The sequence below is a fragment of the Bradyrhizobium sp. LjRoot220 genome, from assembly GCF_964252915.1.
Lineage (GTDB): Bacteria > Pseudomonadota > Alphaproteobacteria > Rhizobiales > Xanthobacteraceae > Bradyrhizobium.
This window is the reverse complement of sequence record NZ_CAXUPS020000002.1, coordinates 36,684-59,039: the sequence shown is the minus strand read 5'-3', so window position 1 is coordinate 59,039 and position 22,356 is coordinate 36,684. Positions and strand designations below refer to the sequence as shown.

Annotated in this window: 19 protein-coding genes; 2 read left to right on the top strand and 17 right to left on the bottom strand. The window is 60.8% G+C overall.

The annotated features are described in order from the left end of the window. Positions 1–3 precede the first annotated feature (3 nt). Positions 4–1,104: a DegT/DnrJ/EryC1/StrS family aminotransferase gene (locus tag ACSQ84_RS08585; RefSeq protein WP_436211242.1), complete on the bottom strand. Its 1,101-nt coding sequence runs from the start codon at positions 1,102–1,104 to the stop codon at positions 4–6. A 590-nt stretch (positions 1,105–1,694) separates the two neighbouring features. On the opposite strand from ACSQ84_RS08585, the gene ACSQ84_RS08580 reads away from it, so the two are divergent. Both ACSQ84_RS08580 and ACSQ84_RS08575 read left to right on the top strand, forming a co-directional pair. Next, positions 1,695–3,017: a hypothetical protein gene (locus tag ACSQ84_RS08580; RefSeq protein ID WP_436211241.1), complete on the top strand. Its 1,323-nt coding sequence runs from the start codon at positions 1,695–1,697 to the stop codon at positions 3,015–3,017. A 144-nt stretch (positions 3,018–3,161) separates the two neighbouring features. After that, positions 3,162–5,471: a glycosyltransferase gene (locus tag ACSQ84_RS08575; protein ID WP_436211240.1), complete on the top strand. Its 2,310-nt coding sequence runs from the start codon at positions 3,162–3,164 to the stop codon at positions 5,469–5,471. A 52-nt stretch (positions 5,472–5,523) separates the two neighbouring features. Here ACSQ84_RS08575 and ACSQ84_RS08570 read toward each other — a convergent pair whose 3' ends face one another. The 16 genes from ACSQ84_RS08570 to ACSQ84_RS08495 form a co-directional block, all read right to left on the bottom strand. Next, entirely contained in the window at positions 5,524–6,651 is a 1,128-nt protein-coding gene (locus tag ACSQ84_RS08570; protein ID WP_436211239.1) for a CgeB family protein, read from the bottom strand. Positions 6,652–6,701: 50 nt separating this feature from the next. After that, a complete protein-coding gene (locus ACSQ84_RS08565) occupies positions 6,702–7,127 on the bottom strand; it encodes a sugar 3,4-ketoisomerase (RefSeq protein ID WP_436211238.1) in 426 nt (141 codons plus the stop codon). A gap of 62 nt (positions 7,128–7,189) precedes the next feature. Beyond that, entirely contained in the window at positions 7,190–8,065 is an 876-nt protein-coding gene (gene rfbA / locus ACSQ84_RS08560; protein ID WP_436211237.1) for a glucose-1-phosphate thymidylyltransferase RfbA, read from the bottom strand. Positions 8,066–8,077: 12 nt separating this feature from the next. Then, positions 8,078–9,238: a glycosyltransferase family protein gene (locus tag ACSQ84_RS08555; protein ID WP_436211236.1), complete on the bottom strand. Its 1,161-nt coding sequence runs from the start codon at positions 9,236–9,238 to the stop codon at positions 8,078–8,080. A 31-nt stretch (positions 9,239–9,269) separates the two neighbouring features. After that, on the bottom strand, positions 9,270–10,574 hold the full coding sequence (locus ACSQ84_RS08550) for a glycosyltransferase family 4 protein (protein ID WP_436211235.1): 1,305 nt from the start codon (positions 10,572–10,574) through the stop codon (positions 9,270–9,272). A gap of 24 nt (positions 10,575–10,598) precedes the next feature. After that, entirely contained in the window at positions 10,599–11,366 is a 768-nt protein-coding gene (locus ACSQ84_RS08545; protein ID WP_436211234.1) for a class I SAM-dependent methyltransferase, read from the bottom strand. Then, positions 11,363–12,469 carry a DegT/DnrJ/EryC1/StrS family aminotransferase gene (locus ACSQ84_RS08540; protein WP_436211233.1) on the bottom strand — a complete coding sequence of 369 codons (1,107 nt, stop codon included), beginning with the start codon at positions 12,467–12,469 and terminating at the stop codon, positions 11,363–11,365. The genes ACSQ84_RS08545 and ACSQ84_RS08540 overlap by 4 nt, the downstream gene beginning before the upstream one ends. Positions 12,470–12,500: 31 nt before the next feature. Then, positions 12,501–13,004: a hypothetical protein gene (locus ACSQ84_RS08535; protein WP_436211232.1), complete on the bottom strand. Its 504-nt coding sequence runs from the start codon at positions 13,002–13,004 to the stop codon at positions 12,501–12,503. A 153-nt stretch (positions 13,005–13,157) separates the two neighbouring features. Further along, entirely contained in the window at positions 13,158–14,789 is a 1,632-nt protein-coding gene (locus ACSQ84_RS08530) for a hypothetical protein (RefSeq protein ID WP_436211231.1), read from the bottom strand. Further along, on the bottom strand, positions 14,705–15,778 hold the full coding sequence (pseI, locus tag ACSQ84_RS08525; RefSeq protein WP_436211230.1) for a pseudaminic acid synthase: 1,074 nt from the start codon (positions 15,776–15,778) through the stop codon (positions 14,705–14,707). The genes ACSQ84_RS08530 and pseI overlap by 85 nt, the downstream gene beginning before the upstream one ends. Continuing rightward, on the bottom strand, positions 15,775–16,176 hold the full coding sequence (locus tag ACSQ84_RS08520) for an N-acetyltransferase family protein (protein WP_436211229.1): 402 nt from the start codon (positions 16,174–16,176) through the stop codon (positions 15,775–15,777). The genes pseI and ACSQ84_RS08520 overlap by 4 nt, the downstream gene beginning before the upstream one ends. A gap of 56 nt (positions 16,177–16,232) precedes the next feature. Continuing rightward, positions 16,233–17,003: an SDR family NAD(P)-dependent oxidoreductase gene (locus tag ACSQ84_RS08515; RefSeq protein WP_436211228.1), complete on the bottom strand. Its 771-nt coding sequence runs from the start codon at positions 17,001–17,003 to the stop codon at positions 16,233–16,235. Further along, positions 17,000–18,583 (bottom strand): aldo/keto reductase, encoded by a 1,584-nt coding sequence (locus ACSQ84_RS08510; RefSeq protein WP_436211227.1) that lies wholly within the window; start codon positions 18,581–18,583, stop codon positions 17,000–17,002. The genes ACSQ84_RS08515 and ACSQ84_RS08510 overlap by 4 nt, the downstream gene beginning before the upstream one ends. Before the next feature lie 85 nt (positions 18,584–18,668). Next, the gene (gene pseC / locus ACSQ84_RS08505) at positions 18,669–19,841 is read right to left on the bottom strand and encodes a UDP-4-amino-4,6-dideoxy-N-acetyl-beta-L-altrosamine transaminase (RefSeq protein WP_436211226.1); all 1,173 of its coding nucleotides are present in this window, start codon (positions 19,839–19,841) and stop codon (positions 18,669–18,671) included. Next, on the bottom strand, positions 19,838–20,833 hold the full coding sequence (pseB, locus tag ACSQ84_RS08500; protein ID WP_436211225.1) for a UDP-N-acetylglucosamine 4,6-dehydratase (inverting): 996 nt from the start codon (positions 20,831–20,833) through the stop codon (positions 19,838–19,840). Before pseB ends, pseC begins: the two co-directional genes overlap by 4 nt. A gap of 15 nt (positions 20,834–20,848) precedes the next feature. After that, positions 20,849–22,348, bottom strand: a complete 1,500-nt coding sequence (locus ACSQ84_RS08495) for a putative sugar O-methyltransferase (protein ID WP_436211224.1) — start codon at positions 22,346–22,348, stop codon at positions 20,849–20,851. Between the last annotated feature and the right edge of the window lie 8 nt (positions 22,349–22,356).

Genomic DNA, 22,356 nt, shown 5'->3' with positions numbered 1-22,356 from the left:
TGTTCAGACGACGTCCTTCAACACATCGATCACGGTTTCGACTTCCTCATCCGTCAGGTGCGGATACATCGGCAGCGAAAACACCCGCTTGGCCTTTCGCTCCGCCACCGGGAACTGGCCTTCGCGATAGCCAAGGTCGGCAGTTCCACGCATGATGTGGATCGGCCAGCGGTACGAGACATTGCAATGAATGTCCCGCTTGGCCAGCCGCTCCAGCACGCCATCGCGGTCCGTCTCATGCTCGACCACGTAAACATAGTAGTTGTGGCGGCTATGGGCATTCTCGCGCGGCAATGCCAGACCGCTCCCCGCGAGCGCCTTGTTGTATCGCGCCGCGATGGCGCGGCGACGCTCGATCCAGCCATCGAGACGCGGCAGCTTCAGCGAAAGTATCGCGGCTTGCACCTCGTCGAGCCGCGAATTGTAGCCGTGCCGCTCCGAATAATACTGCGTTTCCATGCCGTAAAAACGCAGGCTGCGGGCAAGTCGGACAACCTCCGCATCGTCACTCAACAATATGCCGCCGTCGCCGTACGCGCCGAGCACCTTGGTGGGATAAAACGAAAACGATGCGGCGTGGCCGATGCTGCCCGATGGACGGTTCTTGTAGAGCGCACCCAGCGACTGCGCACAGTCTTCCATCACCTTGAGGCCATGCTTTCGCGCGACGGCCATCAATGGGTCGAGATCGACGCACTGCCCGTACAGGTGAACCGGAATGATGACTGTGGTGCGCGGCGTGATCGCCGCTTCGACCTGATCGACGTCCATCAGGAAATCGTCATCCCGCACGTCGACAAAGACCGGTATGGCGCCCAGCGTCTGGATGGCGGAAACTGTCGGCACAGCCGTGTTCGGCACCGTGATGACTTCGTCGCCGGCCTTCACACCCAACGCCGCCAGCGCGATGTAGATCGCGTCCGTTCCGCTGTTCACGCCGACACCGTCGCCAACGCCGAGATAGGCGGCCATTTCGCGTTCGAACTTGATGCCTTCCTGCCCCAGGACCAGCCGACCCGAACGGAACACGCGATCCACCGCGGCCAGTATCTCGTCACGCAATTCATCGTATTCCCGAAGATAGTCCCACACATTGATCGGCATTTATTCTCTCACAAGCATTGACGCGCGGAATCGGGATCTACGAACTTTCGGACGAACTGCATTCGGGGTCTTCGCGCGCCCGCAGGCAGCCGACGCCGGAAGACGCGCCGTCCTATCACGGAAACCGAACGCGTCACAACGCGCGGGTTCTGCCGATCGGCGCGTTCGAGGGTTTCCCCGCTGCAAATTCAGCTGCTATGGTAGCGTCCGATTCAAGGACAAGATGGCTCCGGCAATTTCATGCGTTCAAGCGTACCCGTGCTGATTGAGGTATCCCTGAGGAAACCCGCAATGGCTGATACCCCGAGGGCCAGCAGGACGCGGCGACGAAACCCGCCGGCGACGGATTTCGGTCCGGCGGCGGCCCGCGCTCTGTTGTCAGGTCCGCGGTGACTGTTTCGGGCCTTAGCCGTTCGCGACGGCTTCTCGAGGGCTGGTCGGCCAATTTCCTTCAAATGCTGTTGGGGATTACGCAGCAGGTCGCGCTGATTCCCGTCTTCCTGCACTTCTGGACCAGCGACGTTCTGGCGGCGTGGCTCACGATCTATGCCGCCGGAAACCTCGTTCTCGTCGCTGATTGCGGCTTGCACGTGCGGGCGATCAATAGATTCCTCTCCCTTCGCTCCAGTGCGGATTGCGAGGGCCGGACAGCCCACTTCTATGCAGCCCTGCTCCGGATCTATCTCGTGCTGGCGGGAGCTCTGGTCGTCCTGTTGATGGCCGCCATGTGGTTGTTCACGCCGTCGGCGAGTTTGGGTTTTGCTGCGGTATCCCAGTTCGACCTGGCGTTCGCGACCATGACGCTGGGCATGTTGCTGGCGGTACCGTCCAATCTGGCGACGGCGCTTTATCGGGCACGCGGTCACTATGGACGCGCGGTACATTTGCAGAGTTGGGGCATGCTGGCGGCTCAACTCGCCCAGCTGGCCGCCGTCATTGTCACGGGAAATCTTCTTGTCGTGACCCTGGTTTACGTGACCGCGGTGCTGCTGTGGTCGATCTATATCCTCATGGTTGATGCGCCACGGCTGTTTCCGGAACTAGCTAGCAGACGCGTCACACCGTCGTGGCGCTGGATCATCGGCCAGTTCCGGATGGCCATGCCATTCGCCTTATCAGGCGCGACGGAACTTGCGCTGACGAACGCACCTGTGCTGCTCGTCAGCGCCTTCGTGTCTGACCGCGTAGCGGTCGCCCAATGGGCCCTCACGCGCGTCGTCGCGGGCCTGCTGCGCACAATATGCATGCAAGTCACGCTGCCATTGGCCGCCGAGCTTGGCCACGACCATGCGATGGGCCTGAAAGACCAGTTGCAAAACCTCTATGCGCGGGGATCAGCACTGGTGACTTTGCTGGCGAGCGTCGTGGTATCCGCGCTGCTGGCGTTCTGGCCGGATTTTTTCGCGATCTGGACCCACGGGTCGATTCCTTATGATGCATCGCTCACAGTAACTCTGCTGATCGGCACGGCCATCGCCGCGCCGTCGATCCTGGCCTTGAGCTACGCCAACTACAGTGACCGCGGAAAGCTCCTGGCATCGACCAAGGCCTTGCAGCTCGTCGCCTTTCTTGTCCTGTCGTTTCTGCTGATCCCGATGTTTGGTCCAATCGGCGCCGCGTTCGCGATCGTCTCGTGCGACGTGGTCGTCCAGTTTGGATTTCTCACCGTCAGCATCATGCGGCAGACCCTCAAACAGCCGCTTCGTCACGTAGCGCTCTTGACCGCCATCGTCGCGGTCGTCATGCCCGGCGGCTGGCTCCTCGGAACCAGCCTGCGCGCGTTCGTCCCGGGAACAGGACTCATCCATCTCGTGGTCGAATGCACGCTTTGGCTTTTGGTCGTTGCGTTGGCCGCAGCGCCGTTGTGGAATGCCGAAATCCGCAACCGGCTAACTGCGATCATTCCCCGTTGAGCCGCGGTACCGCGACTGTATGCACTGCGAAGCACCATACGTTGCACCGATCCCGCCGGTGCTATAGGAATTGCCGATCAGGACCAGCGTCCAGATAACTTTCCTTTCGCGCCGGACACCCATGGCCGATCAAAGACAGGCACAATGGAAAATCGCGTTTACTGTACTTGCTTCGATCACAACTACCTGTCGCGCGGATTGGCGCTCTATCATTCGCTTCAGCGGCACGCGCCGGGCTCGCGGCTCTGGGTCCTTTGCCTGAGCAACACCTGCTACCAGGTTCTGGTCAAGCTCGACTTGCCAGACTTGATAGCCGTGCCGATGGCGGATTTCGAAGCCGCCGACCTCCAGGTTGCGGCAACCCGTTCGAGCCGCAGTACGATCGAATACTATTTCACGTGCACGCCGGCGTGGCTGCTCTACGTGCTGGAACGTGAAACGACCGCGGAATGGGTGACCTATCTCGACGGCGACCTGTATTTCTTCGAGTCGCCGGCGACGATCTTCGCCGAATTGAATGATGCCGCGGTCGCAATTATTCCGCATCGCTACACCGACAAGCTGCAAAGGTTACGCAAGTTCGGCATTTACAATGTCGGATGGGTGGGCGCGCGGAACGATCCCGACGGTATCGCCGTCGTCAAATGGTGGCGCGAACAGTGCATCGATTGGTGCTACGACTACGTCGATGGCGGCCGATTTGCCGATCAGGGTTACCTCGATTCATTCTCCCGGCTGTTTGCACGGGTCAAGGTGATCGAGAACGTCGGTGCGAACCTGGCGCCCTGGAATATCGGCAACCACCGCATCGACGTCCGCGACGACAAGGTTCTGATCGACGGCAAGGATTCCCTGATCTTCTTCCACTTCCAGGGCCTGAAGAAATCGCTGGGCTGGTTCATCTTCAATAGTCATCGCCGGTACCGTGCGCCGTTCTCGCAAACCGCCAGCAATCATATCTACAAGCCGTATGTCGATGAACTGCTTGCCATCGAAAAAAACATCGATCCGATCTTTGACGCTTCCGACGCCAAGCCGCTGCAACGATCGGGAGCGGTCGATGGCCGGCGCTACCTCAGAAGCAAGATACAAACCACCCGCGACCGGGTTTTTCAGCTGCTGGACATCGTCTCCGGTCGCGCCTTCCTCGTTGTGGACGGCATGCGCAAAAGCCTGCGGTTCTGGAACGGCAACGGCCTGTTCGGCATTCCCGTCGGGGCGCCGGACCGCCGCAAGGACCTCGATCTCAACAAGCCGCTTCGTGTTGGCGTCATCCTTGAACAGCCGCTCGAGGTCGGAGGCGGATTTCAGCAGCCGCTCAACGATCTGCTGTGGTTTCGCGACTGGGCGAAGTCGGCGGGGACCGAGATCGTGGTATTTACCCCGCATGCGCGCAGCATCGAGCTGTTGCAGGAATTTGGCGTCAGGGCCCGCTTTCTGAAGGCGGGCTTTCTCGATGGCCTTGCGCTGTTCATGAAGTATCTCGGACCATTCGATCTTTTCCAGCGCTTCCTGCGGGTCCGGGTGCCGCTTGAAAAGCAGCTGATGCGAAACGGCATCGATGTCGTCTACTTCACGACCACGTCGATCTGGCACCTGTTGCTTTACAAGCTGCCATTCATCATCACGATATTCGACGGCTGCCATCGCGATGCACCCGAGTTCGACGAAGTACGCGAGTTCGGCGAATTTGAAAGGCGCGAAATACTGTTTCGCAGCGCCAGCACAAAGGCGGTGCTCGTCGTCGCAAATAGCGCGGGGCTGATTGCAGATCTCGGTCGCCGGTATGCGCTGGAACCCAACCGCGCCATCTGCATTCCATTTTCACCCTCGACCTACGTCACGCGATCGCTGACCAACGACAGCACGGCGGACGCCGCGGTGCTCGAGAAATACGGCCTGCAGCCTGGTTACCTGTTCTACCCCGCCCAGTTCTGGTCCCACAAAAATCACTCCACGCTGCTCGCTGCCGTGGCGCTGCTGCGGGATGAAGGCTCGACGCACAAGCTGGTGCTGTGCGGATCCGATCGCGGCGCCGGACGGCGGATCGACACCCTCGTCGCGCACTACAATCTGGCGGACCAGGTATCCATCATCGGCTTCGTCGACTCGACGGAACTCGGCGCGCTTTATCGCGCCGCCAGCGCCCTGGTGATGCCGAGCTATTTCGGTCCGGCCAATTTGCCGCCGCTCGAAGCCTGGACGGTGGGCACACCCGTCATCTATCCCGAGGAATTCGAGAGCTTCGTGGGCGATGCCGCCGTTCTGTTCGACTACGACAACACCCGCTCGCTTGCCGACGCCATTCTTCGCACCGGGTCACCGGAGGTTCGCGCTTCGCTTCGCAAGGCGGGCGATATCCGGCTGCAGCATTTTGCTGAACAGATCAAACTCGGCCGCCAGCAGTTCGCCGACAACATGGAGCGGCTCAAATTCCGCCGGCTGGCGATCTGACGGCAATCCGGAAAGCCGGCAGCTTTGTCCTATAATTCTCGCCAGTGCCGGATCATGCCCGAACGTGTTTGTTCAGGATATCGAGTATCTCGCGCATCCGTTGCTTAAAGGTATGTTCGCGCAGCGTGCGGGCATTGCCCGCCGCAGCAATGCGGTCGAGCCGCTCATGGTCGCGCAATAGCGCATTGATCTTCTCGACCGCCTCATCACGATCCCGGTAGGTTTCGATCTCGCGGCCAGGATCGAACAGATCGGAAAGATTGTCCTTCCGTTCCGTAAGCAGCAGCGCCCCCATCCCCGTGGCTTCATACAGCCTCATATTGTTGGCGTAGTTCTCGGACACGGCGATGTGCCTGTTTACCGCAATCTTGCTCCTGGCCAGGGCCCGGTACATTTCGAGCCCCCACACCTCGCCCTCGAATCTTTCCCTGATCGGCGAAAGCGCCGGAAGCTGGTCGACCCCGTAGCCGAAGAACCGGATCGGCGTGTGGCGCGCGAGGTGTTCCAGAAGCGGGATCGCCTGCTTGTGGCTTGGCGCCATGCCGCCGACGAATGAAACCGGGATGTCCCGCTCAACACCGCGGAAGGCTTCCGCAATACTCGGCTCGAACCCGAGCTTGACGTATTCGGCCCGCACGCCGATCGCCCGCAGTCGCGGCACGAAATGCGGAAACGATGTCAGGATGAGGTCGAAGCCGCTGACAAATCCCGTCGGCGGCAGCGGCGACGCGATCTGCCCAACGACCAGTTTTACATCGCGTTTGAGTTCTCGGAGCGCGGCCGGCGGAAAGAACGTCAGATCGTGGCAGAACAAGACGTCCGGCTTGATCGACCTGATCTGCGCCATCGCCGTGTCGAGAAAGCCGGGCAGCGCAGCCAGCAGTCTTCCAGCCACCGGCACGCGGTAAAATCGGTGCGGCACCGAGAAAGCCAGGGAATTCATCCGAATGCCATGCTCGCGGAGCCACGCCAGCTGCAACTCACGGCAATTCGGAATGAGATCGACGACGTCGCAACCGAGATCGCCAAGATGCCTCGAGTAGAAGTCGGACGTCGCAAACCGGGCTTCGATCAGCGACTTTTTCTGCCGCTCATAGCTCTCGGAGGCCAGCGACGGATGGTCCGAATAGTGCTGCTTCAGAAACCGCCGGTAATAATTATCGACAATCGCTATTCGCATCTTCTACCTGACGTCGTTGCGCGCACGGCTATCGCGCGGAGGCGCGCAAGCTAATGGCCTGATCCAGGCATCAGCGACGCCCTGTCGACAATATAGTCCTCTGCCTCGTATGGCCGGTCGCACAGCGCCAACAGGACGCAGCCGTCGTCCAAAAATGTCTCGGTGGCAAAAATCCCGGGAACGAGATTGAGAAAATCGCCGCGTTCCAGGACGAACTGCTGCGTGAGCGTTCCATCGAAGGCATCGACCTTGATCCGGCCTTGAAGACAGACAAGGAACTGGCTGCACAGCTTGTGAGCGTGCCCGCCTCGGATCGTTCCACGCGCGACATCGGCGATCCAGAACATCCGCACCGGGGCAAACGGCACGACATCGACGGTGTCGATGACGCCAAGGCCGCCACGGTCGTCGTCGACGAGCTTGGCCTTGCCACGGCTGATCCTGCTTAGTGGTGTATCGAGATTAGGACTGTTCATTGGTCTCATTCTCCCAATGGCTGCGATCGCGCCAGATCGCCCGTGTTGCGCGCCGCCTCGCCTCACGCAAAAAGCGGAAGTTCACGCAGATAGGCGCCGTACTCACTGTTGCCGCACCGATCGGCGCTGACCATGAGCTGAGCTTTCGTGATCCATCCTTTCCGGAAGGCGATCTCCTCCAGGCAGGCGATCCGCAGCCCCTGCCGTCGCTGCAAGGTCGCGACAAAATTGGTCGCATCGAGCATCGACGCGCAAGTCCCGGTATCCAGCCACGCAAATCCGCGGCCCAGTTGCTCCACGAACAGATCCCGAAGGTCGAGGTAGCAACGGTTCAGATCAGTGATTTCCAGTTCGCCGCGAGCCGACGGGCGCAACTCACGGGCAAATTGCGGTGCGCGTTCATCGTAGAAATAAAGCCCCACCACCGCTGAACTGGAACGCGGCTTTTGCGGCTTCTCTTCGATCGTGGTCGCGTGACCGGTCTGATCAAAGGTAACGACGCCGAAATCGCGCGGGTTCTGAACCGGGTAACTGAAGATCGTGGCGCCGGCTTTCCTGCTGCCCGCATTGATCAGATGGTCGGAAAACCCCTCGCCGTAAAACACGTTGTCGCCCAATACCAGCGCGCTGGGCGCTCCGCCGAGAAACTGCTCGCCAATCAAGAACGCCTCTGCCAGCCCGTTCGGGCGGTCCTGGACGGCGTATTCGAGCCGGACACCAAATGTCGACCCGTCGCCGAGCAGTTCGCGGAACAGCGGCAGATCGCGCGGCGTCGAGATGATGAGGATTTCCCTGATATCGCTCAGGAACAAGGTCGAGAGCGAGTAGTAGATCATCGGCTTGTCATAGATCGGCAACAACTGCTTGCTGACCGCAGCCGTCATCGGGAACAGGCGCGAGCCGCTGCCGCCTGCCAGGACTATTCCACGGCGATCCATGATTTCCCCTCGCTACTGCGCCGCCGGGGCGCTTTTGGCAGCCAGGTAGCGCGAGAAGATGCGCGCCTGGTCCGCCACGACCTGGGCATACGAATGCGACTGCAGGGTGCGGCGCTGGCCTGCGGCCGCGATCGCCGCGCGCTCGGCTTCATGCTGCGAGTAATACTTGATGAGTTCGAGACATTCGTCGAGCGACCGGTAGCAGACGACTTCCTTGCCGGGCTCGAACAGGTCCGCGATGTTGTCTTTCCAGTCGGTGATCAGCAGGGCGCCCATGCCGGTTGCCTCGAACAGGCGCATGTTGTTGGCGTAATTCTCGGCGATGTCGATGTGCTGGTTGATGGTAATTTTCGAGCGGCCGAGCACGCGGAACATGTCGCGACCCCACGCCTCGCCCTGATAGCGCTTCATGATGGGCGACCAGTTCGAAACGGAAACCAGACGTCCCCAAATCTTGATGTCCGTCTCGGCGACCAGCCGATTGATCAGGTCGTACCGCGATCCATGATCGGACGTGAGGCTGCCGACAAAAGACAAGGGCACGTCGCGTTCGGCGACCTTCACCTCATCGAGTACGCCGGGCTCGAACCCCAGCAGATTTGGCTCAGCCGCAAGACCCCGCTTGCGGTAATAATTCACGAAATTCGGCAGCGAGGAAATCATCAGATCGTATGCCGAATAGGTTTCGTGTTCGGGATACGGCGAGGCGATCTGGCCGACGATCAGTTTGCAGTAAGGCCGCAATCGCTGCAGTACCCGGCTCTCAACTTCGCTGACGGCCTGGTTCAGGATGACGTCCGGAGCCATCTCGCGCGCCTGCCTGACAATGATCTCCTCGAGGTCGACATTGCCGGGCTCGATCGGCGAGCGAAGCGGGCTCGGGGTCGACGGCCGCGGCCCTACCTCCTGCCCTCTCTCGCGGAGCCACGCCGTCTGCAGCGCGCCATTGTTGACATGAAATTCCCAGGCCTCGTGACCAAGTGCGTGGAAATTCCTGGAATAGAAATCCGAGCCCGCAAACAGCGTATCGTTACGCTCCTTGAGCTGCCGGGCATAGGGCGCGTCGCGCAACGAAGCGGACCGGTCGAACAGCCTTGCGAAGAACGACTTGCCCGGATCATAGAGCTTCTTCAGAAACGGCCCATAGTCGGTACTGATGATCATAACGCGCATGGCGCGAGGCTCCGCTCGAACGTGAAAATGCTTATGGCCAGCAACGGCGGACGGATTCGAACTCGTCAAACAACGCCTGCATCTGAACAACGTAATTGGACATTGAATTCCGCTCGGCGATCAACCTGCCCTTGGCGACGCGGCGCTCACGCTCTGCCGGGTCGTCTACCAGCTTCTTGACGCCATCGGCGATCGACCTGCCGTCGCGCGGATTGACCGGCACCACGGCGTCCTCATACAGCTTTTCAATTCCTGGAATGTCGGAGAGCACGACAGGACACCCGAGCGCGAAAGCCTCCAGCGGCGGCAAATTATCCGGTCCGAAGAATGTGACATAGGTCATCGCGAACGCATGCCGGTAGAGCGCGGCCACCTCGTCATAGCCGACGAAACCGACAAAATGCACCTTGTGCTCCAGCCCGAGACGCCGGGCTTCCGCCTTGACGTGAGCCGCGTTGCCATGATCGGCACCGGTGAACACCATCGAGAAGTCGAGGCCATGGACATCGCGCAGGTCCTTTAGCCCGTGAAGCAGGTTGATATGATTCTTGTGCGGCCAGAACTGCGCCGGATAGAACAGATAGGGGCCGGTGATGCCGTGTTTGGACCGCAGGTCCGCTTCGCTCACCTTTGGCGTTTCGGCCGATGCGACGGCGTCGACCGCCGGTTGCGGCGTTGGGAACGGGATCACGCGAATCCGGTCCGGCGGCACACCATAAAACAACCCGACCTGGCCTCTGGTCTCCTCCGATGAGGTAATTACGAAGGCGGCGCGCTGGAGGGCCTCCGCGTAGCTGCCCTCACGCAACCGAAACTGCCCCTTGTCGCTCACCTCGGGAAACCACGGCTGCAGCCGGTGTTGCAAATCAAAGACGTTGAAGATGTAGGGAATACCGACGTGGATCGGCTCGATATTGTTGAACCACAACAGATCGAACTTCTTCTTGCTGATGTCCTCATCAAACTCCCGCATCAGGTCGGGATTCGGCCAGGTGAGCTTTTGCTCGATCGCCCAATCCACATAGGAGCGCAGCTCACGATCGATACCCGGGACGCTGCGTCCGGCAACAAACCGCTTCGCTCTCCCCGCGATCTGGCGCAGTCCGCTCTTCAGCCGCGCCGGCTTCAGGACCGATGCGAGACCGTCCCGCGCGACCGCCCCGCCGACCGATCCGCCAAGGCTTTCCGCATAGCGCGGCTGCCGGGGCCGTGCCCGCACGAGATCGAGCGTGTGACGGCCCGGATTTGCCAAAGCAGCCTGCGCCAGGCTTTCGCGAAAGACATAGCCGCCGCCAAGCGAGGCCGGCATGTCGATGACGCAGAGACCGATCTTCATTGAAAACCTTGCGAGGGAGAAAAGCTAGACTGCGACCGCAGCAAGGATTGCCAGCCAATCCTTTGCGCTTACCGGCTTGCCGATGTCGGGATAGCCGGTCAGCGCCGCAGCCTTAAAGCCATGCGAGCGCAGCGCCAAATCGAGTTCCAGAGGGAAGAAGTACCGCATCGTGTGAACTTCCTCGCTATCGGCGCGAACCTGGTCGCCCTGGATCTCGATGACCCTGATCGAGATACGAATGCGCTGTAGCTCGGGCTCATGCGTGCCGCGGGAGTAGCGCAGAAATTTTGTCTCACCGGCGACGATCTCGCGCAAACGCTCTCCCGGAGGATCGACGACGACGGCCGGCCCATACCAGAAGTCGGCCGCGAATACCCCGCCCTCGCGGAGGTTGGCCCGCGCCGTCGCCAGCGCACCGAGAAATTCGTCATTGCTGTTCATATAGCCGAGGACGTTGAAGTTCATCAGCACGGCATCGAACGGCGCCGCGGACCGATAGGTCCGCGCATCGCCCTGTACGAATTCGAGCCTCCCGCCGCTGGCACTGGCGCGCTCGCGGGCCCGGCTCAGCATGGCTTCCGAGAAATCGACACCGGTGACATCGAAGCCGCGCCTGGCGAATTCGACGGCATGCCTTCCCGTGCCGCAACCGAGATCCAGGATGCGGGAAATCCTGCCGTCACCGAATTTCTGAAAGAGACCCACGACGGCGTCGCATTCGGCCGCGTTGTTCTTGTCAGCGTACATGACATCGTAGGCCGACGCATAAGCTTCGTTGAATACGCCGCTCATGACAGGACCGTATGCACCGCTTTGCTGACCGCGTCGATTTGATCGATCGTCAGCGTCAGCCCCGACGGCAAATAGAGCCCGCGCCGCGCCAGCCGTTCGGTGACGGGATAGCGCTCATTCAGATGCAGTCCGCGTTCGTGGAACACCGGCTGCTCGTGCATGCCGAGAAACAGCGGACGGGTCTGTACGCCGGCCTGCGCCAGCCGCCGGGCAAATTCCACGGCGTCGAACGGCACGTCATCGCTCAGGATCAGGCAATACATCCAGTAAACGTTCTTGTAGCCGGGCAGTTCGATCGGCAATCTGAGTTGCTTGAGATCGGCCAGCCGTTCGGCGTAGGTTGCAGCCATCCATCGCTTCTTGGCGACGTGGTCCTCGATCCGCTCCAGCTGCGCCAGACCGATCGCCGCCTGCAGATTCGTCAGCCGGTAATTGTGCCCGAGTTCGGTGTGAAAAAATCTCCGCTCCGGCTTGAAGCAGAGATTGCGCAACGATCGAAGACGCTTTGCCAGCTCGTCATCGCTGGTCAGAACCATGCCGCCTTCGCCGGTCGTGATGATCTTGTTGGCGTAAAAGCTGAAGGTGGACAGATCGCCGATGCCCCCCACCTTGCGGCCGTCGACTTCGGCGCCATGGGCCTCGGCGGCATCCTCGATAACACTGAGATTGTGCTTGCGGGCGATCTTCATCAGTCGCGGCATATCGACCGGATGGCCGAACATGTGCACGGGCATGATCGCGCGGGTCCGGCTGGTGATCTTCGCCTCAACCTGATCGAGATCGAGCGCCCAGGTTTCCGGATCGACATCGACCAGAACGGGAATGCAGCCAGCTTCGATAATCGCGAGCGAGCATGAGATGATCGTGAACGAAGGCAGGATGATTTCCGAGCCGGGCTCCAGATTCAGGGCGGCGACAGCGATCTGCAATGCCGTCGTGCCATTGGAAACCGCGATGCCGTGCTCGGCGCCGCAATATTTCGCCCACGCCTGTTCGAAAGCCGCCAGATATTTTCCTTCTGAGGAGACCCATCCGGTCTGGACGCAGTCTGCGACGTATTTCGCTTCCGCTCCGGTCAGAAGCGGTTCGGATACCGGGATCATGTGCATCTTTCTCGAAAACAGCGCTTGCGGATTAGGTGGAGACAGCCGCGCCTTTTTTGGCCGTGGACGTGCCAGGCGCCAGCGTCGGCGGGTTGGAAGCAGTGATGCCCTTGAAACGTGTTTTGTCGCTATCACCGGCATAGGGGCCCTGCTTGACCTCGATCATATCGAGCTCCTCGAGAACCTCGAATCCATGACCGCCGGAAATGAGCAGAATGGTGTCTCCGGCTTCCAGCACGTGGCTGAAAAGATACTCCTGGGCCTCGGTGTAGAAATCGACCCGGATCTTTCCACTACGGATGAACAGGGCCTCCTGGGTGTAATTGACGCTGCGGGCAATGTGATTGTGCACGTGCGGCTCGATGACATGGCCAACCGGGTGCCGCATCAAGCCCATCTGCTGGGACAGCTCATCGCTGGTAAAGAACGTGATGCCCGGCTTGCGAAAATGGTGCCGCACGATCATGGCGAACAACTGTCCGTCATGTTCGACGCGCACCAGAGGATCTGTGGATTCCTGAATTACCAATGCCATGCTGAGCACCCAAATGCCCCGTCAACGGGCTTCGACCAGCTATACAGAACGGGTATTGCCGTTGCAAACCCAATGTCCCAAGTCGTTAATTTCACGACAGATTCAGCTCGTTTCCCGGACGGAACGCCCTAAGGCCCGACACCCCAGCCGCTCTCATCGCAAGAGACGCCGGCGGCCTCGCCAGCGACCGCTATTTGGCCTCTTGTCCTCGATTTCGGCCGCAATTGCCTCCAGCGCCTGTTCCCCATTTTGAGCGAACAGCAGCGGCCGTTCCCGCTCGAGGGTCTCTCCGAACGACGCGCAAAACGTATCGTCGTCCATCAGGCGCTCGAGCGCGTTCCTCGCCTCCTCGAAATCCCTGACTTCGACCGCCGCACCCTTTTCGGCGATGTTCGGGTGATAGGGACCAAATCCACTGACATCGAGGATCAACGGCACCGCGCCGCTGGCGGCCGCCTCGAGAATGGTGGTCGAATTTATCGCGACCGCCACCCGACATCCGGCGAATACGTCCTGCAGTGAAAACTTCCCGGGAGACATCAGCCTGACGTTTCCCGCCGCCTTCAAGCGCTGCTCATCCTCCGGCGCAAGCGGCACTCCCGGATGCTCCCTCACCCGAATCTCGCGATCGGGAAATCTTCCGGCCGACCAGACAATAAGGTCCACCATGCCACGCCAGGTTTGTTCGGTGAGCCAGTGAGCGCCATACTGCAGGAAAAATGCGATGGCGCTCCGTTGCGCCACATCTCCCTGCGGTTGGCAAAAGATGACGTGGTTGCCGGTCGCCACGAAACGCTGCCGGGGATTGAACGGTGCCAGCAGTTCAGCGAAATCTTCGCCCCAGACGCACATCTTTCCGTAGCTCATGTTTCGGAAGCCGGGATGCACGACGGGTGCCCAGCCCTGCTGAACGCACAATGTCCGCACGCCAATCGCCTTCGCACTCTGATTGACGAGTTCGTAAATCGCTGCATTGCCCTCGGGTACGACGATGCAATCAAGACGGAGTTCTCGCAGAACCCGGCGAACGGCGTTGAAGCGGATGAACCATGAATCGAACAGGCCAGGCCTGAACTTGCGGCGCATGATTTCGACTTCCGGCTTCATCATTGCCAACGAATGTTCCGAGAGTTCGATGCTGACGCGCGGCAGCCCTTCCGCGGCCAGCGCTGCGAACATGGCAGGGTCTTCGACGGTCAGAAAGGCGTAGGGCACGGAGAGCTTTTCCGCGATCGGCTTCAGGTAACGGACGAACTTCGGATGAATGACGTGAAAGAGGACCCGCGGCCGCTGTTCCCCCACGCCTTCAATGCGAACCGAGCCCTCTCCAAGCCTGCGATACAGAAAACGCAAGTACCGTTCCCGCCAGGCCAGCGTCTCAAGGCGCGGCCGTTCGCCACGGAAATACGGGGCGACCCATCGCGACCAAAACGGCAAGCTGTCTTCGTCCGGCAACACCGCATGCGTGCGGCACGCGACGAAGTAATCATACAGTTTTCTGTCGGAAAAAAGCGCAAAGAACAACTGCCGTTCCGCCACGTAGCGCATGTCACCCTTGGCGCTGCGAAGCGCAGCCCGGTCTTGCGCGACCATATCGGCGGTCAACTGCTCGATCGCTTCATTCAACTGCAAATATTGCGGAAGAAAGTAGGGATCGAAACGAATGGCTTCAGGGCGCGTCAACATCGCTTTCCGGCTAACTATCTTGGACCGAGCGCGTCCGCCGGGACGATATCGGCCCACGCCAGAGGCTCGCCGCGCTTCAGCGGCCGCGCCGCCTTGCATCCGAGCACTTCAGGCAAGTGTTTCGGAGCCAATCCATATCCGGGTCGAATGGATCGGACATTACGCGCGGTCAGCGCTTCACCAGCGGCGATATCGGCGACGACATAGAGCGAGCGCCGGAACATGCGGCTGCCGCGTTCCTCGTCACTGCGGGAATAATCGGCCGAGCCGATCGATAGCCACGCATTGTTGCAATCCTCGACCAGCCGCCGGAACTCGTCCGGCTCGAGGCTGAAAGCTGAATCCGGGCCGCCATCGGCGCGCCGCAGCGTAAAGTGCTTCTCGATCACGCTGGCCCCGAGCGCCACGGCCGCCACCGCGCAGGCCGTTCCGGGCGTGTGATCGGACAGACCCGCGACAACCCCAAATCTTTCGGCGATATCCCCGATCGTCCGCAGATTGGCGTTCTGAAATCTTGCCGGATATGTCGATACGCAGTGCAGCAGCACCAGTTCGGTCGCGCCGGCGTTGCGTGCGGTCGATACCGCCTGATCGATCTCCTCGACGTCCGTCATGCCGGTGGAGATGATGAGCGGCTTGCGCTCGCGCGCGACCCGCGCAATCAGCGGCAGGTCGATCGCTTCAAAGGAGGCGATCTTGTAGGCGGGAGCGCCAAGCCCGCTGAGAAGCTCCACCGCCGACTCATCGAACGGGGTCGAGAACAGGGTGACACCGTATTGCCGCGCCCTATCCATGAGCATCGGATGCCACTCATAGGGCGTGTACGCCTCCTTGTAGAGGTCATAGAGCGAATAGCCGTCCCACAGACCGCCACTGATTTTGAAATCCGGACCCTGGTGGTCGATCGTCAGGGTATCCGGCGTGTAGGTCTGTATCTTTATCGCATCGGCCCCGGTTGCCACCGCGGCGTCGACCAGCTCCAGCGCCCGTTCAAGCTTGCCGCCGTGATTGGCGGAGAGCTCGCAGATGATATAGGGCGGATGGCCGGGCCCGATCTTGCGGCCCCGAATCGAGATCTCCGGCGTCATGTGCTTCGCAGCTCGTAGGTTTGCTGGACGATGTGGAAACCCATATCGCGGAACAAGCGTATGGATGCCGCGTTGCCAGGATTGACATTGGCCAGAAAGCGATTGCGGGGATGCTTGCGCATCAGCGCCAGGATGGCGGCGCGGGCAAATCCGCGCCCGCGCCATTGTGCGAGGACGCCGACGCCGATTTCGCCCAAGGCCGTCAGGTAGATCGCCCCGACATAATCCCGTCCGGAGCGGATCAGATACCACGCCGCGTAGGGGTGCCCGGCGATGAACTTGACGTGGTTTTTCCAGGTCGGCATGCCGCGATGGCTGATGTTGACGTGCGGCTCACGCTCCTCCAGCAGCCGGTAAAGAAGATCGGGCGCAGTTTTCGGAAGCCGATAAACGCTCACCAACGCCACCGGTGACGCGGCGGCGCGAGGTTTTCGGCGGACATTTCGAGCCTTCGCTACCAAGCCGTCCATCCTCCATCGACCGGAATATTCGCGCCGGTCACGTAGCTCGACGCATCGCCCGCGAGAAAAACCACGACCCCCGCCAATTCATCGGGACGGCCGACGCGCCGCATCGGCACCTTGCGCTCGAGTGCCGCCAGAAAATCGGGCTGTTCGTTGGCGAGTTTCTCCCGAACCGGAAACGGGCCCGGACTGACGGCGTTCACCCGTACACCCTGAGGCGCAAGATGACAGGCCAGATAGCGTGTGAGCTGGATCAAGCCGGCTTTCGCCGCGCCATATTGCGGCGGATTGTTGAAGCCGGAGCTTCCGTAGATGCCGGGATCGGGACTGACGATACCATACATGGACGCGATATTGATGATCGAGCCGCCGCGAACGCACATGATCGGCAGGGCAGCCTGCGCCAATACAAAGGCTGCCTCGACAATGCCGGCGGCGGACGACGCGAAGGCCGAAGCTGAAACGGTCTCGATCGTTCCGGTGTGGATGGGCGCCGCATTGTTCACCAATATGTCCAGCCGTTCCAGCTTGCCGACGATCGACGCAGCGCGTTGAGAATCCGTCACATCGAAGGGCAACGCTGCCGCGGAATGTCCCTGCCCGCGCAATTCGGCGGCGAAGGTTTCCGTCCTTGCGGGATCCCGACCGTTGACCAGAACGTGCGCGCCCGCTTCCGCAAGCCCGCGGCAGATCGATCTTCCGAGATGCCCGGCCCCGCCGGTCACGAGCGCAACCCGGCCGGTTAGTGAAAATGAGGTCATTGGAATTTCCATTGCGCGGGATCGAGCAGTTGATCGGGCAGCAGCGGCAGGTGGCGCTTCACGGTTTCGACCTCCGCGGGGCTCAGCGGCGGCCCCGCAAAGCGCCCCAGATTTTCCGAAAACTGCGCCTCGGTTTCCACACCGATGACCAGGCTGTCGACCCATGACTGGGCACGAACGAAGGCAACCGCGAGGTCGGCGACAGTGTGACGCCCGAGTTGCAACGCCAGCCGCCGAAGTTGCTCGACGAGTCCGGCGGCATCGAACCCGGTAACGACGGGCCATCGCGCTGCCGGCATATCGGTCAGAAGTCCCTGGAGAAATACGCTTCGTGTATGGATCGTCAGATTGTCGCGCATCGGCGCCAGCCGTTCCCAACGCCGGTCGAGCAGATTGAACGGCATCTGGATCAACTCGACATCGGGATCGCCGGCGGCACGATCGAATTCCTCGCGGTTCTGCACCGAAATGCCAAGGCGCCCGACGAGGCCCTGTTGCCGGAGATCCAGCAGTGCGTCCCAAATCACGCCGCCGGCCCTGGTGCGATCCGCAGCACGGTGCAGCAACAGCGTTTCGACCCGCTCGCCGCCCAAGGCCTTTAGCGACCGCGCAACGCTCTCTGCGGCGGCCGCTCTGGCCAACGTGACATCATCAGTCTGGATCAAACCAAGCTTCGTAATGACATGGACCCTCGACCGCCATCGTCCTGCCAGCGCGGCCCCGATGCGGACTTCGCTCTCCCCATACAGCCGCGCGGTGTCGACGTGCGTGACGCCGTGGTCGATCGCGGCATGGATGATCCGGGCGATCTCGCCGGGCGACGGCACGCCGGTCGCGTTGGCCACACCATAGGGCATGCCAAACTGCGCGCTGCCGAGCGTCAGCTGGGATTGCAGCCGGCCGGCCTTGTGAGCGCACGGCACCCGCACCGCCGGCAACGCGTCAAGGCGATGGCACAATTGCCGCCATCCGATCGTGACCGGGTCATCGACGCCATCGAAGACCTGCGTCACGCGTGAATAGTCATCTGCCGTATCGACGGTCGCGCGCAAATACGAAAGCGTGAGTTCGGTCCCGAAGCCGGAGTTTCCTGCTCTGCGTCGCAGCGCGGCCGTGACATGCTCGGCATCCTCGCGGGATTCGGGACGAGCTTGTCGCAAGGCTCCCAGACGGAACGCCTCGGCCACAACGCCATAGGGCAAGCCATCTTCAGGCCAGCGCGGACAGAGATAAGAACCGTTCATTGCATTCAACCGGTCTACAACTTCCTGAACGAGTTCGGCATCGGGAAATACGTTGTCTGCCGTCAGCCTGACGATTGACGCGTCGTCGTTCAGATCGGCGGTTGCGCCGATAAATCTCTGGTAGACGTCTTGCAGCGGTCCGCGAAACACCGGAACCTTGGCCGCGTCGCAAACCTGAACGATTGCGTCATCCGCCCCTTCGCTTGATGTCGCGACGACGAGACTTATCCCGCTCCGCATGATCCGTTTCGCTGCCAGGACGACCATTGGCAGATGGCCGATAGGCAACAGCGCCTTGCCGGGCAGCCGGCTCGAATCGTAGCGAGCCTGAAGCACGGCCCTTGTCGTTACGGGCATCGATGCAAGCCCTCTCAACAACCCTCAGCCGCGATCAATCCCGCTCTTGCTGCTTCTGCCAGTCTCACCGGCGCAACAGCTCATTCAGCCGGGTGACGACGGTATCCTGCTGGTCTTCGGTGAGTGTCGCATACAGCGGCAACGTCAGGGTTCGCGCGTAATGCGCTTCCGCGTTGGGAAACTGGCCGGCCCGAAAGCCGCGCGCCTGAAAGAGCGGTTGCATGTGAACCGGAATGTAATGCACCTGGACGCCGATCCCGGATTCGCGCAAGCGCTCGAACGCTTCGCGCCGCGAAATGCCGGAGGCTTCCTCATTCCAGCCCACCGTGTACAGATGCCAGGCCGATTTGCCGCTCGCATCGCGCGCCGGCAGCGTCAGTCCGCTGTTGGCAAGCACCCTGTCGTAGCGGTCCGCCAGTTGCGTGCGGCGGCTGACATATTTGTCGAGCCGCTTCATCTGGCTGACACCGAGCGCCGCATGAACGTCCGTCATCCGATAGTTCCAGCCGACCTCGAGCGCCTGATAATCCCAGGGTCCATCCGGCTCACCCTGCATCAGCGCCGGATCTCGGGTCGAGCCGTGCGAGCGCAACCGGCACATTCGGTCGGCCAACCCGTCGTCATTCGTCATCGCAGCACCGCCCTCGGCTGATGTCACGACCTTGACGGGGTGGAAACTGAAGACCGTGACATCCGAAAACCGGCAATCGCCGACCGGTCCATCGAGATAGGTGCCGCCAATGGCGTGCGCGGCGTCCTCCACAATCCGGAATCCGTAGCGGTCCCCCAAAGCGCGGATGCCTTTCATGTCGCATGACAGGCCGGAAAAATGCACGGGCATCACGATTTTCGGCAAGTGCCCGGCCTGTTCGGCAGCCTCCAGCTTTGCGGCCAGCGCATCGACGCTCATGTTTCCGGTACGAAGATCGATGTCGACGAAATCCACCTCGGCGCCGCAAAAGAGGCCGGCATAGGCTGATGCCAAGAACGTATTCGGCGTGGTCCAGAGCCAATCCCCGGGTCCGAGCCCCAGCGCCAGGCAGGCGATATGCAAAGCCGATGTCGCGCTGTTCATCGCAACCGCGCGCCTGGCCGAACAGTATTCAGCGAGGACGCGCTCAAACTGCGCGACTGCCGGGCCTTGTGTCAGAAAATCCGAACGCAGGACCGACACCACGGCGTCGATATCCTCCTGCTCGATCGCCTGGCGCCCGTATGGAATGAGAGGAGCGGTCAATGTTTCCCCAGACTATCGCGATTGGCTGCGATCCAGTTGCGCAGGGTGTCGACCGACATCCATTCCGTGTTGGTGTCGGAAGCGTAGACGAATCCGTCGGCAACCTTCCGTCCACCCTTGATCCGCTGCTCGTTTCCCCATCGATTGATCGCCGGCAGAATCTTGAAGTAGCTGTCGTACTCGTAGGTGTGAGCGGAATCCTCTTCGCTGATCATCTGCTCGTGCAGCTTTTCACCGGGTCGAATACCAACGATCTCGTGGCGTGCCGCGGCGTCAACCGCAAGCGCAATGTCCGTGACCCTCATCGACGGGCCCTTCCGGACATAGATCTCGCCGCCCTCGGTATCTTCCAGCGCATGACAGGCCAATTCGACGCCCTGCTCCAACGTGACCATGAACCGGGTCATCGCCGCGTCGGTGATCGGCAGGCTGTTGCGGCCGGCCATCGACTGGAACAGCGGGATCACCGAGCCGCGCGAACCCATTACATTGCCGTAGCGGACGACGGCAAAGCGGGTGTTGTGGCCACCCGCATAGGCATTGCCGGCGATGAACAGCTTGTCGGACACGAGCTTCGTCGCCCCGTAGAGATTGACAGGACTGCTCGCCTTGTCGGTCGACAGCGCCACGACGCGCTTGACGCCCTTGTCGATCGCCGCGTCGATCACGTTCATGGCGCCGTTGATGTTGGTCTTGACGCATTCAAACGGGTTGTATTCGGCGGTCGGAACGATCTTCAGCGCCGCGGCATGAATGACATAATCGACGTTGTCGAGCGCCCGGCTCAGCCGTTCCTTGTCTCTGACGTCGCCGATAAAGAAACGCACCCGTTGCTCGTTCTCATAAAGCTTGGACATCTCCCATTGCTTCATCTCGTCACGTGAATAAACGATCACCCGGCGCGGATTGTACTTCTTCAACACGGTCGCGACAAAGGCGTGACCGAAGGAGCCGGTACCGCCGGTGATCAGGATGCTGCTGTTATCGTTCATGATGATGCAAACAATCTATGCCGAAGCTGTTTCCATTCGGTGCCGTCCAAACGCCCGGTCAATGTGCACGATCGCGTGGGCCAGGTCGCCGGTCTCGATAATGTGTTTCGCGTCGGGATAGGCGTAGGCTGGATCAAGCCCGTCGACCGCATCAGACCGAAACGACGCGCCCGCTTTGCCAGCCAGCCCGGCCAGGAAGACTTCCGCGCGGATCCTGGCAAACCCCTGCAAGCCGGACGCAATCGCTTCCTCAAACAGCGGCACCGCCTGCTTCCTGTCGCCGCGCGCAAGAAAAAGCAGCGCGGTTATGAACGGCAAGGCCGGAGAACTATCGAGATGTTTCAATTGCTGAAGCTTCCGGAAACGTTCATCGTCGCTGCGGCTTAGGAAGAACTGATTATATCCGCCGAGGAGCTCAATTTGCTGCGCGCCGAGATTTCCGGCCACCAGCGCCGCCGCAAGGCCTGCGATATCCTTGTCCAAACCAACCTGCATCAGCCGGCCGACACCATCCTGACATTCCACGGGATAGTCCGGTGATTGTCGGTTACGCTTGCCGGCCACGACCTCGTAGGGAATCGTATTGAAAAACCCGGAAGGGACCAGCCGAAACACGCCCCAGTGATGAATGTGGAATTTCTCGTACCCGTAGTCGCTGGGCTTCTGCACCCCTGCTTTGGCATGAGAGTTCAGCGAAACAAAGATGCCGTCCGGCGACAGTACGGTCTCGATCCAGTCGATATATTGCTGGACCGATTCAAGATCCATTTCCTGGAGACTGTATGAATTCACGACCAGATCGAACTTCGCCTCAAGCCGGCTGATCGCTCCCGGCAAGCACGCATGGATCTTGCCGCGAGGAACTTCCGTGACCTTCTCCCCAACGACGTCGATGAACTCAACCGGGCGGTCCGGCAGCACCGTTCCCAGATGGAGGGTCGACATATATAGATTTTCAGGCAGATCGACCAGGGTATAGCTCTCGACGTCGATCGAGTGATGAAGTTGATAGACGCAAGCGCCCCATCCCGGGCCGATCTCCAGCACTTTCAACGGACCGCTCTTGCCAAATTTCTTGACGAAATCGGTGACGCGGGCCGTCGTCGCGGCATTCATCCAGAAATTTGCGCTCCGCGCGATTCCATCATGCTCGAAAACCAAGGGGGAGCCAAAGGTGGATTCCGGCAGCGAGCGCACGAAGTGCTTGTCAACCATCAGCCGATAGATGTGATGCACGCGCGCGCAATAGGCCTGCTCTCGCTCCAGCGATCCCTGCGGGTTGTCCCCCGCACCGGCAATCGCCCCCTCGCGCCTGCTCACCATCAAGGTGTTGATATCCGGATAGATGCGACGCTCGCCGAATATCTCGGCCCAGAATTTGGAGGTGCGACCGGCCGCCATCTGGCGCGACAGTTCGGCATTGCGCTCGATTGCCTCGCGCACGACTCCAATTCGCTGTTGCAAGTCTTCCAGTTGCATTGCCTCGGTCGCCTTCAGCAAATCAGGATTACGCATGTCGATTC